At 42.7% G+C, this 15074-nt stretch carries 12 protein-coding genes; 5 read left to right on the forward strand and 7 right to left on the reverse strand.

From position 1 onward, the window contains the following. Positions 1-1155: 1155 nt before the first annotated feature. Positions 1156-3396: a bifunctional diguanylate cyclase/phosphodiesterase gene (locus C7H79_RS04005; RefSeq protein ID WP_106706006.1), complete on the reverse strand. Its 2241-nt coding sequence runs from the start codon at positions 3394-3396 to the stop codon at positions 1156-1158. A 576-nt stretch (positions 3397-3972) separates the two neighbouring features. Here C7H79_RS04005 and C7H79_RS04010 point away from each other — a divergent pair. Both C7H79_RS04010 and C7H79_RS04015 read left to right on the forward strand, forming a co-directional pair. Further along, entirely contained in the window at positions 3973-4662 is a 690-nt protein-coding gene (locus tag C7H79_RS04010; RefSeq protein WP_106706007.1) for a Crp/Fnr family transcriptional regulator, read from the forward strand. Between the two features lie 114 nt (positions 4663-4776). After that, on the forward strand, positions 4777-5133 hold the full coding sequence (locus tag C7H79_RS04015) for an SPW repeat domain-containing protein (RefSeq protein WP_106706008.1): 357 nt from the start codon (positions 4777-4779) through the stop codon (positions 5131-5133). 137 nt (positions 5134-5270) lie between these two features. Here C7H79_RS04015 and C7H79_RS04020 read toward each other — a convergent pair whose 3' ends face one another. Both C7H79_RS04020 and C7H79_RS04025 read right to left on the reverse strand, forming a co-directional pair. Then, positions 5271-5606 (reverse strand): outer membrane protein assembly factor BamD, encoded by a 336-nt coding sequence (locus C7H79_RS04020; protein WP_106706009.1) that lies wholly within the window; start codon positions 5604-5606, stop codon positions 5271-5273. 747 nt (positions 5607-6353) lie between these two features. Then, positions 6354-6725 carry a DUF4156 domain-containing protein gene (locus C7H79_RS04025; protein WP_106706010.1) on the reverse strand — a complete coding sequence of 124 codons (372 nt, stop codon included), beginning with the start codon at positions 6723-6725 and terminating at the stop codon, positions 6354-6356. A gap of 235 nt (positions 6726-6960) precedes the next feature. Here C7H79_RS04025 and C7H79_RS04030 point away from each other — a divergent pair, with 235 nt between their 5' ends. Then, positions 6961-7509 (forward strand): LemA family protein, encoded by a 549-nt coding sequence (locus C7H79_RS04030; protein ID WP_172592350.1) that lies wholly within the window; start codon positions 6961-6963, stop codon positions 7507-7509. A 15-nt stretch (positions 7510-7524) separates the two neighbouring features. Next, positions 7525-8454, forward strand: coding sequence for a GIDE domain-containing protein (locus C7H79_RS04035; RefSeq protein ID WP_106706012.1), 930 nt, complete (start codon positions 7525-7527; stop codon positions 8452-8454). Positions 8455-8554: 100 nt separating this feature from the next. Here C7H79_RS04035 and C7H79_RS04040 read toward each other — a convergent pair whose 3' ends face one another. From C7H79_RS04040 to C7H79_RS04055, 4 genes are all read right to left on the reverse strand, one after another. Then, positions 8555-10048 carry a CYTH and CHAD domain-containing protein gene (locus tag C7H79_RS04040; RefSeq protein ID WP_106706013.1) on the reverse strand — a complete coding sequence of 498 codons (1494 nt, stop codon included), beginning with the start codon at positions 10046-10048 and terminating at the stop codon, positions 8555-8557. A 44-nt stretch (positions 10049-10092) separates the two neighbouring features. Further along, the gene (locus tag C7H79_RS04045; RefSeq protein WP_106706014.1) at positions 10093-10911 is read right to left on the reverse strand and encodes a polyphosphate kinase 2 family protein; all 819 of its coding nucleotides are present in this window, start codon (positions 10909-10911) and stop codon (positions 10093-10095) included. A gap of 75 nt (positions 10912-10986) precedes the next feature. Further along, complete coding sequence (locus tag C7H79_RS04050) at positions 10987-12051, reverse strand: isoaspartyl peptidase/L-asparaginase family protein (protein ID WP_242447132.1); 1065 nt, start codon at positions 12049-12051, stop codon at positions 10987-10989. Between the two features lie 309 nt (positions 12052-12360). Continuing rightward, a complete protein-coding gene (locus tag C7H79_RS04055) occupies positions 12361-13539 on the reverse strand; it encodes a L,D-transpeptidase family protein (RefSeq protein ID WP_106706015.1) in 1179 nt (392 codons plus the stop codon). A gap of 374 nt (positions 13540-13913) precedes the next feature. Here C7H79_RS04055 and C7H79_RS04060 point away from each other — a divergent pair, with 374 nt between their 5' ends. Next, positions 13914-15008, forward strand: a complete 1095-nt coding sequence (locus tag C7H79_RS04060) for a hypothetical protein (protein ID WP_106706016.1) — start codon at positions 13914-13916, stop codon at positions 15006-15008. The last annotated feature ends 66 nt before the right edge of the window (positions 15009-15074 follow it).

Consider the following 15074-nt stretch of genomic DNA (forward strand, 5'->3'; position numbering starts at 1 on the left):
AGTATGATGATACGAGATATGCTCATGTTGAGAAGTTCAGATCTTTTATCGTGACTAAGTTGGAACGGTTAATACTGATGTAGTTGGGGATGGCCTGTATGTTTTGGAGATTCAATCTCGAAAACCAATCGCAACAATCATTCCCCGCGTACATAGTGGGTTTCACTTGAGGTGCCTGAGTAAAAAGTACGAATAAAATTTTCATCTTGCGCGATAGATCGTTTCTGCAATACACAGAAAACATATGAGAGTTTAGCTGAGTTTTAACTGGGAACCATTGGAAGTCTGGCTCTGATTCAAATTTAGTTCCAAGCAATTTGGTTGAAGTAACTCGCTATTCTAAGTTTTATTAATTTCTAAACGCCATTTCGACCAGTAAAAATATGGGAATTTTAGTTCTTCTGATCGATATGAGCATGAAGATAAAAAATATTGTTGTTCTCTCTACAGACGCTTGTAATTTTCTCGAAGGTGATTAATCAGATTATCACGGGAATTATGCATTCATTCTTTTGCAAATTTTTCTGGACAGGGCTATTGGATTCTGGTATTAAGAAGGTGGTTGTTTTGTTTTTGAATGACCGCGGAGCTGTTTCACTTAACTCATATATCATCGATGTTTAATTTTATAGGAGATAACGAACATGAAATACTCTTTATTAATCGCTGCTATTCTCGCATTCTTTTTAGTCGGATGTGGTGATCCAAAACCTGGTCAATATCCACCAAGTCTCTATGATGGAAGTAAACAGGGGGACTCTCAGTAAATTTCCCAGCCGTGGATTTTTAGAACTTTGGAGAGTCTTTTTGAAATTGATGCAGGGGTAAGCTAATATTAATACCCTACAAGCTGTTTAGCTTCATCTTTTGATTAGATGATCATTAAAAACTGTAAATATTCTACTGCTTATAAGGCCCTGGTGAAAATTCCAGGGCCGATATCTTAAATGATGGCGGAGTTGGATGTTGTAGAGTCGTTTGCTTACAGATTGCGTTTCTTGCGGTTGCAACACTTACTATTTTGATCAATTTCATAGAAGCTTCAGGATATATACCGCCTCTTTGGGCGGTAAGACATGATTCTTAAAGCTGAATACCGTCTACTTGAGTCTATGGAATCAATGTGCTTAAAAACGATAGCAGACATAGTGCATTCTAATATATCTCTGCGGTGTGTTGAAGAAATGCTTCAAATTTTTCTGTAGTCAGGGGTTTGCTGAAAAGAAAGCCTTGCCCATAGTCGCAACCCATCGCCATTAAAAGTTGTTTCTGCGATTCTGTTTCTACGCCTTCAGCAATGACCTTCATACCCAAGCGATGCGCCATTGTAATCACCGCTTCGCATAAGATTCTATCGTTAGATTTACTATCCAGATTAGAAATGAAGGATTGGTCTATCTTGAGATAGTCAATGTCGAATTTCTTTAAATAAGAGAGCGACGAGTAACCTGTACCAAAATCATCAATGGCTACTTGCACACCCGCATCACGGAAACTTAATAATTGTTTTACCACTAATTCATGGGCATCTAGCAGCAGATTCTCAGTAATTTCAACGATAATACTTTGACCGTCTAATTTTTGCTCATGTAAATGATTCACCCAATCGCTGATTCTGCTGATAAATTGTTTGGGTGATTTATTAATACTAATCTGAAAGTTACTATTGTAACTAGCCTGCCACGTCGCTACTTGATTAACTGCCTGCTTGAATACCCAATCGCCAATATCAGAAATTAGACTGGTTTCTTCTGCAATGGAAATAAATTCTCCTGGATAGATAATACCCCGTTCTGGATGTTGCCAGCGTATTAAAGCCTCGGCTTTATGGACCTTGCCAGTTTCCAATTTTATAATCGGTTGATACATTAAGAATAGTTGCTGCTCTTTTAATGCGTGGCGCAATTCATAAGCAATTCTTGAACGAAATTCTGTTGCTTTGCGCATATTTGAAGTGAAATAACTACAGCAATTACGCCCGTTATTTTTGGCGGTATACATGGCCTGGTCAGCGTTCTTCATTAGAATTTCCGCATTGCCGGCATCTTCTGGGAAAAATGTGACACCAATACTTGCGGTAACATAGGCTAATTTAGCATTCAAATGAAATGGTTTAATCAATTCCATTAAAATTAACTGGATGATTCTTTCTGCGCTGTGCTGATCACTGATTCCATTCAGGATAATGGTGAATTCATCACCGCCCAAACGCGCTACAGTATCGGTTTCACGCACACAACCATTAAGCCGCTTAGCGGCTTCAACCAACAGAGCATCGCCAACGCTGTGCCCAAATGAATCATTAACTTCCTTGAAGCGGTCGAGATCAATAAACAGCACTGCCAGCAGCACTCCTGCACGTGAAGCATTCTTAATGTCATGGCTCAGTCGATCATAAAACATATTACGGTTTGGTAAGCCGGTCAATGAATCATAATTAGCCTGCCGCCATATAATTTCGTCTGATTTTTTCTTATCAGTGATATTAGAAAAATGAATAAGATAGTAGCTGATTGAAGCATTTTTACTGGGTATCGAAGTGATGTTTAACCACGCTGGATATTCTCGTCCGCACTTGTGCCTATTCCACACTTCGCCTTGCCAGTGTCCGGATTGTTTAACACTCAGCCAGATTTTTTGGAAAAAACTAGTGCTGTGTCTGATTGAGGTTACGATTGACACGGACTTGCCGATCACCTCATCTGCGGTAAAACCGGTTATTTTATTCAGCGCCTTATTAATAGAGATGATGACCTTATTAACGTCGGCAATTATAATTGCCTCAGTGCTATTCTCGAAAACTTTACTGGAAAGATATAGCTGCTCGTTTGTTTTTTGTTGTTCTAATGCGATTCCAATAACGAACGATCCAATTTTTAGTAACTTACGGTGATATGCGCTGGGTAAGCGATGCTCAAAACTGGAAAGTGCAAACGAACCGATGCACTCGCCGCCCTTGCTGTGCACTGGTATTGACCAACAGGAAAGAATATTAAAATCGACGGCTATTTCTCGGATTCTTTGCCAGCGAGGATCATCGAGGGTATTTTCTATAAACACTGCCTCTTGACGAAAAATTGCATTGCCACAGGAACCTGTTTCTGGGCCAGGACGTAAACCATTAAGCTGTGCGATACACTGGTCCGGAATGCTGGGTGCTGCATACACATTCATGCATTGCTTGTTCTTGTCCAGAAGCATGACTGATGCCACCGCATTGTCCAAGAGGTGCTCTATCAACAGGCAGATCTTTTCACAAATTTCTTTGTAATCATTACCCAATACTATCAACTCAAGAGTCTCCTGTTGGAACTGAAGAATCTTGCCTTGTTCAGAATTGGTGAGGTCAAAATAATCGGTTGCAGCAAAAATCTGTTGTGATATGTGCGTATTCACAGAGTTATATTTTCACTCCTTATTTTTTGCTATGTGATAGTTTGTATGGATTATATGAGTTAAAAAATTTTAATGTGGAATAAGTTTAATTTTTAGATATAAGTGAGTGTAAATTATACGTAAATTAATCAGGCGCTCAAGGGCTATTGGTTGTTGTTTTGTTTCTTTAATTGTTAACCAATTGATTATATTAAATTATATAAACTGTATCTTTTTTCCAACTCACGACATAGGTTATAGTAATTTCCAATAAAGTTTCTAGTCAGTTTCCGGTATGAAGATGATTCAAGAATATTTACAAAACTTGTGCGAGATGTTAGAGAATATTAAATAATATCATTCGGTTGAATGATTTAATCCGCGATTGACGGCGGAGAAGGAGGAGATGGTGTCGGTAACAAAAATTCATACAATAGATCAGAGGAATTCCTCGGTATAATTATTTATTATACTGTTTTTAAATACGATTATGTATGTTGAGGTAATGGTGTCTTAATTGTAAATTTGTATGACATGCTCAATTTATATTTATGAAGAAATATCAAATACTTGGATCTCGCGCTAATGGGAGGGTTGATGTCTTTGTCAGTTGAAAGTACTAATTTCGAATCAATGGCTAGATTCTTCGAGAACAATTTTAATCAATTAAGAAGAGACTATCCTTCGATTCAGGAAGTTAATCTCCTCAATAAGGATTTTCTTTACCGCCAGGGCGAGTACTGTGGTTATATATTCTGGATAAAACGTGGCATCGTAAAGCTATCACATTTAACCGCACAAGGTAGCGAGATTACCATTGCTTTGCTTAAAAGCCGGGATGTAATTGGCGATTTGAGTTCTGATATTCAGACCAAGGAAGAAACAGCACAAGCATTGGGGGAGGTTAGCTGCTATCGTATGACATTTAACGATTTTAAGGCATTGTTATCGCAGCAAACAATACTGGCATGGCAGATCTTTGAGGAAACTTATGCGCGTAAGCAAAAGATTGAACAGAAACTCAGGACTATTCTCACACAACCGGTAGAGATGTGTCTGGCAGCAGCCTTATTGGAATTGGCGGAGATGTTTGGCGTCCGATGCACGCATGGGTATGCATTGGAAATTCATTTAACCCAGCAGGATGTAGCAGATCTGATTGGTGCCAGTCGTTCGGTGGTTAGCACGATTCTGAACGATTTCAGAAGTCGTGGCATGCTCGAATACACACGTGACCAGATTTGCGTCAATGATGCTGCTTTGGCTGATTATTGTGAGGCAAAATAATCAGGGAGGATAGATTGTGTTATATAGATAACAGACGCTGGTGATAGCTTTGTATTAATGTATTTATATGGTAGTCATTGAGTTGCCATACATTAATTAATCAGGAGTGTTAACATGAAAGCTATTTCACCGCATATGCATGGTTATCTGGATTTTGTAACCGTCATTCTGTTTTTGCTGGCTCCAACCTTACTCGGTTTAGATCAGTTGCCAGCTTTTCTGGCATACGGTCTGGCCGTTGTTCATCTGATAGTGACATTGGCATCCGACTTTCCATTTGGTGTCATCAAAATTATTCCATTTACTGTTCATGGCTGGATTGAGCGCATTGTTGGTCCGACGTTAATTGTCGTGCCTTTTGTTTTAGGTTTTTCCAGCGATGAGACTGCACGGAATTTTTATATGGCAGTCGGTGTGGTAATTATAGTTATTGGGGTATTGACGGATTATAAGGGGCAAGCAAAGACTTAAATATTTTAGAAAATCAGGAAGTAATGATTTTGGATTTCTTGTACCGGATCACGCTAAAAACCTTAGGAAACAGACATTATAGCGTTTAGTTTTTAGCATCATATTCAGCCATTGGCTGAATATGATCAGTGCATTGTTTATTTGCTGCCGTCAATTTTTTCTTCTAATGTATCACCGGCTTCTTCAGCATTTTCTTCTAGCGTGTCGCCGACTTCTTCAATTTTTTCTGCAGTATTCTCGACGGCTTGATCTATTTCTTTGCCCGCTTGTTCAGCAGGTCCTTCGAAGGAACTTTCAATTTCATCCATTTTATCAGATGCTTCTTCAAGAACTTCATCAATGGTTTGTTTTCCACTATCAATGGATTTATCGATTTCTTTACCTGCTTTCTCAGCAGTTCCTTCCTGTCCCGAGCAGCTTACTAACAATAAGGACAGAAAAACTATGAAAAGAGACAAAATTATTTTGTTCATGACGTACCTCGTTTACAAATGAATGGAGTGGCTTTTTGCAGCACCACTGAGAATATTTCTGAGTAATAGCGTAAATTCTTGTTGATTCAATATTCTAAATTATCTGGTTTATCCAGAGTTAATGCTAAAGAAATAAAGAACATTACTCAAGACATGGGTATGGTAACACTCATCACTCTTTTCAACAAATTTACCCGGCTTATAATAGTCAAGTAAAATCAAATAGATTTCCTCTGAGTTCTGCTGGAATCTTGTATGCAGAAGGTAAGATGCCACTTATTGGATTAATAATATAACAAAGCTCATTAAGTGCGGACTTAATGTTTGTGCTACAGCTGTGTTGCGCTTTGTTTGAAAACAGTCGCAAGTTTGTAAGAGCACGCTCCATCTACTGTTTTATCAGCAGATGCTCGCTTATCGAGTTAACTTAAGGTGCTAAAATTTCGTCCCGAACTCAGTTGCTTTATACCTTGTGCGCTCTCGTCGTTTTTTGAATATTTCGTGTGCTTTTGGAATATGAATCATTCCACTGACCCAAAGACTATGAGGCTCAGAACGAAAGTCCGAAAGTCGAGCATTCTCCAGGCTACTCGCAATACCGCGCAAGCTGGGTATAGGGTCGAATGAAAACAAAGAATTTTAACGAAATTGATTGATTGTATTTTCTTCTTTGTGCAAAGCGAAACTATGAAAATGATTTAAAAAAATAAGTTTCCTGGTTTGATTTGATGGTTTTCCGTTGCAAGCTTAATGACATCGATAAACATTTCCGATATGCATGATTTCCTTATCAGCTCCGGGAATTTCATATTTACCGGAATTGTTGGAGTGGATGACATGCACATTATTTCCTCCCAGTTTCTTCGCTTCATTGATCAAATTGCTCCTGGCTCTGATCAGTCGGTTGGTATAAGACGTAGTGTCTTCTTCGATTTCGCTTTCTTTTGAGGATCCTTTTACCTTTCCGAGAAATTCGCAGCCATCAGGGCCAAATTTTCCGACCGTGATGATAACTTTTTCACTTTCCTCAGGCTGTGCTGAAACCTCAACGCAGCCAATGACGATTGCGAACACCAATAATTGGATGATTAATTTATATGATAGTTTTGGAAAACACATGAGTTACTCCTAATGCCTAATTGCATCACTAAATTCAAGATAGCATAAAAAAGCGCGATATTATCTGTCAATATTATCGGATCATGATGAAAATTTCAGAATTTTAGAAATCGATGCAGTGGAAAAAGGCTACTCCCGTTTCTTTTTAATTTAAAAATGGATAGATCTCAAAGCTTTATTGGATTTTAAGCAATTTACAGGAGGCGTGACGTTGGACATTATTATCTATATTTCTATGGCAGGAATGACTATTGTTTTTATCTACGGTGTCATGCTCTATAACAGCTTAGTGGATATCAAACATTCAGTATCGCAAGCTTGGTCGAACATTGATATTCTTTTGAAACAGCGTCACGATGAACTTCCCAAACTGGTTGAAACTTGCAAGCAATATATGGGTTTTGAACAGGAAACACTCAAGCAGGTGATTGCGGCACGGTCCCAGGTGGCTACCGCACGGGAGTCGGGTAATATCGGTGCATTGGGTGCTGCGGAAAGTAGCTTGCGAATTGGATTGGGCAATCTTTTTGCCGTTGCAGAAGACTATCCGGAATTGAAAGCCAGTGAAAAATTTCAACATTTGCAAGCGCGCATTACCGGGCTGGAAAACAGCATCGCAGATCGTCGTGAGTTCTATAATGAAGCGGTCAAAATTTATAATGTGCGGATTGAGCAATTTCCGGATATCATCGTCGCTCATTGGTTTAAATTCAAATCACGTGATTTGCTGGAATTCAGTGAGGCCGATAAACAGGATGTCAATATCGGTAAATTGTTCGGTTAATATATTATTTCCAGCATGACACCCTTGCCAATAGAATTTACATCCGAAGAATTCCAATTTACGCTGAATGTCTCGATACTGGTGGCGTTGCTCAGTTTCTATTTCTTTGCTCGCAATTGGAAACGGTTGCGGATCATCGAGAATACGCCGACTGCTAAGCTACGTTCCGCACACCAGGGTTATATTGAACTGGAGGGCAAAGGGCAATTGGTTGATGATCAACGCATATATGCGCCGCTATCAAATCATCCCTGCCTTTGGTATCGCAGCCAAATCGAACAGCAGGAATCTTTTGTCGAAAATAACCGTACGCAAACTCGCTGGAACGTTGTGTACAAATCTACCAGCGATCACCGATTCAAACTAACAGATGGCGTAAACAGTTGTTATGTGGACCCAAACGGTGCGGAAGTCAGTGGCGATGAAAAATTGGTATGGTACGGCAATACCGAATGGCCCGCTCGCACCCAAATATTGGAAAGTCAGTCGATCGTTCATGCGATGACCAACGGCTATCGCTACACTGAATGGTTGGTGTTGCCAGGTCAATCACTATATATATTGGGGCAATTCAGTACCTGGTCTGCTGCGACGCAAAAATCAGTTCGAGATGTAATGATCAATCTGATCAATGATTGGAAACAAGATCAACTGTCGCTACAGGAGCGATTCGATACCAATCAGGATGGTAATATTGATCAGGAAGAATGGGAGGCTGCACGTCAGGAAGCGAGGTCCGAAGCACAGCGAATTCACAATCAGCTCGCTTTAGAGCCGGATACCAATATCATTGCTAAGTCGAATAATTCGGCACAGCCTTTTATTATTTCAGTATATCCTCAAGCGCTATTGGTGCGGAAATACCGCAATAATGCTTGTATCGCTTTGGCAGCATGCTTATTATCTATCTGCATAGCCGTATGGTTATGGCATGTGCACGAATAACAATCCGAGATAAGCCCATTGAAACTTGCACATGATCATTTAGTTTCAGAATTCTTTCAATGAGATTCTATGTGATGCTCATCGGTCATTCTGAGAACTTTTAGCGCCAGAATAATTTGGATCGCGCCAGTCGTTGCCAAATTGCAGCGGGTAAATGAGCCCGTTGCGCAGCTGCAAATTCCAATACACCACTAAGTCGGCCAAGTGAGAAACCAAGCTTGACCGTTTTTCTCGGGAGCTTGTGGAGCAATTGCTGGCCGATAACCAGATCGTTGGTATATCCCAATTCATGCTGAAATGTCGATAAAGCGGCAATGAAATGATCAGCGCGTTTGTTGTAGATCGGAGCGAAAGCATCCGCTATGTAACGCAACTTCTTGGCGGCAATGCGTGCCTTATGGCGCCGGCTGGAATCCAGTTTGACGAACCCATGGCAGCTCTTGCGCAGTTTCTGCCAGCGTTTATCGAGAACTGTCTTGGCCCATGTTTTTGTCTCCAGTTGTCGGGCATTAGTAGGTGCAGTAGATAAGAGGCTGCGGCCGATATCAAGTATCAGTCGGGTAAATTCGGGCTTGCGCAATATCTCTTGCGATTGCTGGCGGGCAAGTGCGGCAGTGTCTTGCAATAAGGCGGATACTGTATCGTCAATGTTGACATCCTCCATGGGTGTTTCCAGAATCGACAGGATCTCCGGTAGAATTTCCTGCTGAAATACATCCCAATCTCGTGCTGTATTCAGTGCCTGCATCAACTGGCGCAGCGGCTGATCCCAATCGGGTATTGCCAGACCTAGTGATTCCGCCAATCGTGCACCAGTGTGCAAGCGGCGCAAGGCAACACGAAGCTGATGCAGGTATTCAGTGTCATGCGCATTCTCCAGAAAGCCTGGTACGTTGGCAGATAATTGCACCAGAGCAGCGTGCAGAATTGCATTCCAAGCTTCGCCAGCCGGCTGATTTTTTTCGATCATCGGGTGAATTGTCCTGATTGGAGCAGGAATCACTGCGCCGCTCAGAATGTAGCCACGTTCGGCTTTACTACGAGGCTCAATATGAAGTGGTACGTGTTCCAGCAATTGATTTGCCACATCGAAGAGAAACTCTGGCGTTCCTGATTTGAGTTCAATTTCCACTTCGCAAATGCTGCCGGAGATATCGCCGGCGTTGATTTTTCCGCTATCGAGAGCTACTTCGACTTGTGCTTGCTCGCTATCAATAAGCCAAGTGATACGTCGAAACTCGGTAGTAAATACCGGTGTGATGTGTTTGAGTTTGATGCCAGCGAGCAAATCCAAGGCTACTGGTGGCAATGCGGAGAAATCCGGATGTTTGCCGTCTATAACCGTTACTTCCCATTCCGGACGGCTTGTTAATGCACCAGCCGATTGTGATTCAGCTTTTAAGGTCTGAATCCATCGGTTATTAACATAGCGCAAGCGCAAAGCAATGCCACGTTGCATGAGATCAAATTTCGCGGTATCGAAATAAATGCTCAGCAATGGGTTCTGTTTCGCCGTAACTTTATTTAACAAGGGATGGCGTCGAAGCCGGGCCCGGTGACGCGAATGCAAGGCCAGTTTCAGTTCGATTTCCATAACAGATTCCTTGTCTTGATTGCCATAAAGATGCTACAGCTGGATTATTCAATCTTCAATGTATCAAAGTTGATGTGTGCAGGAGGCGGGGGCGTTTTCAACTTCATCTCCTCCAATGCTATGACAACGTGATCGGCGATGATCAAATTGCGAAACCATTTGTGGTTGGCTGGTACGATATGCCAGGGTGCAGACTCGATACTGGTGGCCGCCATCATGGTTTCGAATGCTTCAATATAGTTTCCCCAGAATTTTCGCTCTTCGAGATCTGCTTCACTGAATTTCCAGCGTTTCTGCGGATTGTTGATGCGCTCTTCCAATCGATTTTTCTGCTCATCTTTCGAAATATGCAAAAAGAACTTCAATATCACCGTGCCACTTTCGGATAATAATTCCTCAAATTCCTTGATCTGATTAAACCGTTGCTTGATCACCTTGTCTGATAGCAACCCATGCACTCGGGTAATCAACACGTCCTCGTAATGCGAACGATTGAAAATGCCAATCTGTCCTTTGGCAGGTGCTTTCTGATGCACGCGCCACAGAAAATCATGACCAAGCTCTTCTGCAGAAGGTGTTTTGAACGTCACTACTTTGCATCCCTGCGGATTGACACCGGACATCACATGCTTGATCGTGCCATCCTTGCCGCTGGTATCCATTCCTTGCAATACAATCAGCAATGCCCGAGTGCTGTTGGCGTACAATCGTTCTTGCAGCTCGCTCAATTTGTCGATCAATTTTTTTGTAACCGCTTTGGATTTTTCCTTACCTTGCCTGTTTTTCTCGTAACTGCCCGTATCGTCAGGATCGCATTGTGATAATCTGATTTTGTTGCCAGGTTTTATTTGGTAGTTTTTCATTTTAATTGATGAATTGCTTGAATCATGTTTTTATGAATGAAATTTCCTTCTTATTCATCTCGTCATCATCAGTTGTCAGGGTGTAATAGCAACGGGCGAATTTGTTACTGGCATTTCATTTCCAGAATAAATTCCAATCCATGCAATGCCATCATTGCCGATAGTGCCTCGGAACATGCCTCTGGTGTTGAACCGCATCGAATAATGACCTTCTGCATTGAGAACGATCAGACCACCATCGCCGCCGATAGCGGCGATTTCTCTCAGCGCGTTATCGGCTGCTTCTGCGATGGGAGTGCGCAGTAAGTGAACCTGCGCTGCGGTGCTGAATGCAGCTGCAGTGCGAATGAACATTTCTCCGGTGCCGGTTGCGGATACCGCAACCGAACGGTTATCCGCATAGGTTCCGGCACCAATGATGGGGGAATCTCCAACACGTCCAAAACGTTTGTTGGTAAGACCGCCGGTTGATGTGCCGGCTGCAAGATTGCCATAACGATCCAATGCGACAGCTCCGACCGTTCCACGTTTTTCGTCCTTGCCAGGTTGTGGTATGCCGAAATCGACATCATGATCAAGTAGCACGCGTTCTTCAGCAATCGCTTTTTGTAGTTGCTTCCAGCGGAATTCGGTATAAAAATAGGATGGATCGACAATTTCCAGCCCCTGTTCGGCCGCAAAGGTTTCGGCACCCTGGCCGATCAGCATGACATGCTCGCTTTGGGTCATCACCGCATGTGCGGCGCGAATCGGATTGCGAATTGTGGTGATAGCGGCAACGGCGCCTGCCATGCGTGTTGCACCATCCATGATCGATGCATCCAGTTCATTGCGTCCGGCATGGGTGAATACCGCACCTCTGCCCGCATTGAACAATGGTGAATCTTCCATCACTACAATTGCTGCGGACACAGCATCTATGCTGCTGCCGCCTGCCTTGAGTATGACATAACCCGCAGCTAGTGATTGTGCAAGCACTTGCGTATACGCTTGCTCGCGCTCCGCAGTCAGTTTGCTGCGCTCAATCGAGCCGGCACCACCGTGAATCACCAGGCGGATCGGCGGAGTGTCGGGCTGAGCCAAATTTGTTTGTAAAGTCATCAATAACAAAATCAGAATATAAAAGAGCGAGCGCATCATCGCGGTCTCTTCAAATTGATCGGTAAGTTTTATGCAGCTTGAATATTGATGAAAATGTATTGAATCTTAGTCGAGCTGTCAAATGAAATACTGCAATTGATCGGAGCAAGCAGGCTTAGATTTGTCATTCGTTACCAAGCAGTGTACGAAGATTCTCAATCAGATTTTTCCTTAGCGATAGTGTTTGTTTCACGCAATAGATAAAAAAGGGAGATTCCGCCAGTTATGCAGGTATGAGCCAAGGTGATGAATAAGTTAGCTGAATTTTCTATGCCCTTATTCAGAAATTATAAAAAATATTGTGCCATTCTAACGAGTTTGTACTTCTTCTGTATTGGTCATTTCCATGACAGCGGCGGCTGTTAATTGTCCTTCCATGTTACCGTCCCAGGTTGCATTGAATGGCAGTGTGTTTTGTACGCGTTTTGCGAGATCAAGGTAGGTTTGTAACGTCAACTCAGGCTGTGTGACTGGTGTCGCAATAGCACGTGGATTCTGAATGACCTCATCGAAGAGTACTGGGTTGATTTGAACCTGAGGTCGTGTGTCAAGTTTTGCTTTGGATGAAGAGCGTGCAGCAGTTAAAGAGTTTTTTAACAATATACTGTGATTACGCTTGTCGTCTTCCAAGACAGCGTAGCTCTGCAGATACAGCGTGTTATCGCGCCAACCAAGCATATGAGGCTGATTTACGACGCGAACCGGTGTGCCTATGGACACTTCGTTATAAATGAATGCGATATCTTCCGGATACATGCGTAGACAACCGTGGCTGCCGCGCAAGCCAACACTCGGTGGTTTGTCGGTACCATGAATGGCGTAACTTGGCCAAGCAAGTCTGAGCACATGAGCTCCCATTGGATTGTCGGGTCCCGGTGGAACGACGGCAGGGAGTGGATTGCCATTTTTGGCATATTCTTTCCGAATGGAAGGTGTTGGTATCCAACTGGGATTTTCATTTTTGGCTGTGATCCGTGTCATACCTTCCGGAGTTTTCCACTCCACGCGTCCGATACCGACCGGATGCGTGATGACTCTTTGCGGATCCCCACTTTTGGTTTTCGGAAAATAAAACAATCTCATTGCGGCGAGATTGATCACAATGCCTTCACGTGGGGCATCCGGCAAGACGAACTGGGTAGGGATCACGATTTTTGTACCGGCTTTCGGTAGCCAGGGATCGACCTCGGGATTAGCACTGACGATTTCTTCATAACCCAAATTAAAACGCCGGGCGATGTCGGAAAGTGTGTCGTCCTTGTGGGCGGTAATGATTTGTAATTTACCCACCACATCTTCACGGGCAGAGTCGAAACTGTATTCATGGCTGGCGATCGGCATAGGCAATGAACGAACTACTGGACTGACTAATTCTTTGGGTTGGGATAAAAATGATTGACAGCCGGTCAAAAAGAAAAGACTGCCGAGAAAGCCGTAGGTCAGAATATAATACAGCGATGGTGAAAGTGTTTTGGTTATACTGATCATGAGGGTCACGAAACAATAGAGTCATCAATGGTACGCCAATTTACATGTTTTTTCTTCATGGCTCAATAATTAGTGATCAATAGAATTCCATGGGTTAAGGGAACAGGCCAGTCTTGAAGACTAAAATATTTTCCGGATATTCGCAAACTACTAGCAAAGATAAGCGTATTGTTTTCGGCTGAATAACATAGAGAGCCACAGGAACTGCTATGAGTAGCGAGGTATAAACTCACGATATGACAGATTACCCAGCTTCTGATTGCAAATGTTTCATACTTACCCACACTGATTTGACAGGATAACAAATGCATCAACAACCCGATTTATTTTTCAACGAAAATTCGGATATTAGCTAACAAACATCAGACAATTCTATGCTTACACTTACATTAATAGCTCAGGATAATCAGCTATCGCCGGGTCAGCAGCGCTTTAACCAGATACTGGAACGCATAGATAAATTGAAGATGCAACTGGTTGAGGTGCAGGCGATGTGTGATACACATCGCCCTGTATACCATCAGAGACTGTCACCCCTCCGTGAGCATCATAGGATATGTGTACGTGAAATGATTTTTTTCCTGGATAAACGTTTGCAACGCAGGGGATTAACTGTCCAGCAAGAACGCACAGCCGAAATCATACTTTGCAATCTCAGTATGCAATTGATCGAACAAGGAGATGAGGAAATGAGAGTGCTGCATGATAAGCACAGCAGAGAAAGTTTGGCGCAGAAGGAGCAAGCCGCCATGATGGACATGCGTGACAAGATGGAAGACATGCTGGGCGAGCCCTTGGACGATGATGAGTCACTGGAAACCGCTCATGATGTGTTTAGAGCTGGTATGGAACGTTTGCGAGAAGTGGAAGCTGCTGAACAGGAAGCACGTCAACAGGCCCGGACTCGCAAAAAGAAGCCCAGTGCAGCTCAACTCCAGGCCAAAGCCGAGCAGGAAGCAGCAGAAACCACACTGCGCAAGGTTTTTCGTCAATTGGTCAGCGCCTTGCATCCTGATCGTGCCTGTGATTCTGATGAGCGTGACAGAAAAACTGTACTAATGAGCGAAGCCAATGCCGCTTACGATCGCCGTGATCTAGTAGCCCTGCTGCAGATCCAACTGGGCGTTGCATTAACCAACCCTGCAACCATTGCAAAAATGACCGAAGAAAAAATTACTTCCTTGACGCTATTACTCAAACAGCAAGCCCTGGAACTGGAAATTGAGCTGCATCATCAGCGTCACGATGCGCGCTATGAATTTGGCCTGAAATCCTGTGAAAATTTGAGTGAAGCTAATCTTAATCGCAATCTCAGGGTGAGAGAATCGTCTCTCGAAAGAGATTTGATCAGGATGCAGCAGGATTTGCAACAGCTGACCGATGACAAGTACTTCAGGCGCTGGTTAAAAGATCAAAAACGGCTATCAGAGAAACCTCGCGTCGATGTTTTTGATGACTGGAGATATTGATTAATACTGGGAAAATAAGACTCTGGGTAAGAGAAAGAGATGTTGCGAAAGATATAAAAAGAAAAA

Origin of the sequence: Nitrosomonas supralitoralis (assembly GCF_003011925.2) — a bacterium.
Classification (GTDB): domain Bacteria; phylum Pseudomonadota; class Gammaproteobacteria; order Burkholderiales; family Nitrosomonadaceae; genus Nitrosomonas; species Nitrosomonas supralitoralis.

Coding starts and splice junctions, on each gene's coding strand:
- C7H79_RS04050 (WP_242447132.1), bottom strand. CDS start 12,051: ATGATGCGCTCGCTCTTTTATATTCTGATTTTGTTATTGATGACTTTA.
- C7H79_RS04030 (WP_172592350.1), top strand. CDS start 6,961: ATGGCAGGAATGACTATTGTTTTTATCTACGGTGTCATGCTCTATAAC.
- C7H79_RS04025 (WP_106706010.1), bottom strand. CDS start 6,725: ATGTGTTTTCCAAAACTATCATATAAATTAATCATCCAATTATTGGTG.
- C7H79_RS04035 (WP_106706012.1), top strand. CDS start 7,525: ATGACACCCTTGCCAATAGAATTTACATCCGAAGAATTCCAATTTACG.
- C7H79_RS04060 (WP_106706016.1), top strand. CDS start 13,914: ATGCTTACACTTACATTAATAGCTCAGGATAATCAGCTATCGCCGGGT.
- C7H79_RS04010 (WP_106706007.1), top strand. CDS start 3,973: ATGTCTTTGTCAGTTGAAAGTACTAATTTCGAATCAATGGCTAGATTC.
- C7H79_RS04045 (WP_106706014.1), bottom strand. CDS start 10,911: ATGAAAAACTACCAAATAAAACCTGGCAACAAAATCAGATTATCACAA.
- C7H79_RS04020 (WP_106706009.1), bottom strand. CDS start 5,606: ATGAACAAAATAATTTTGTCTCTTTTCATAGTTTTTCTGTCCTTATTG.
- C7H79_RS04015 (WP_106706008.1), top strand. CDS start 4,777: ATGAAAGCTATTTCACCGCATATGCATGGTTATCTGGATTTTGTAACC.
- C7H79_RS04055 (WP_106706015.1), bottom strand. CDS start 13,539: ATGATCAGTATAACCAAAACACTTTCACCATCGCTGTATTATATTCTG.
- C7H79_RS04040 (WP_106706013.1), bottom strand. CDS start 10,048: ATGGAAATCGAACTGAAACTGGCCTTGCATTCGCGTCACCGGGCCCGG.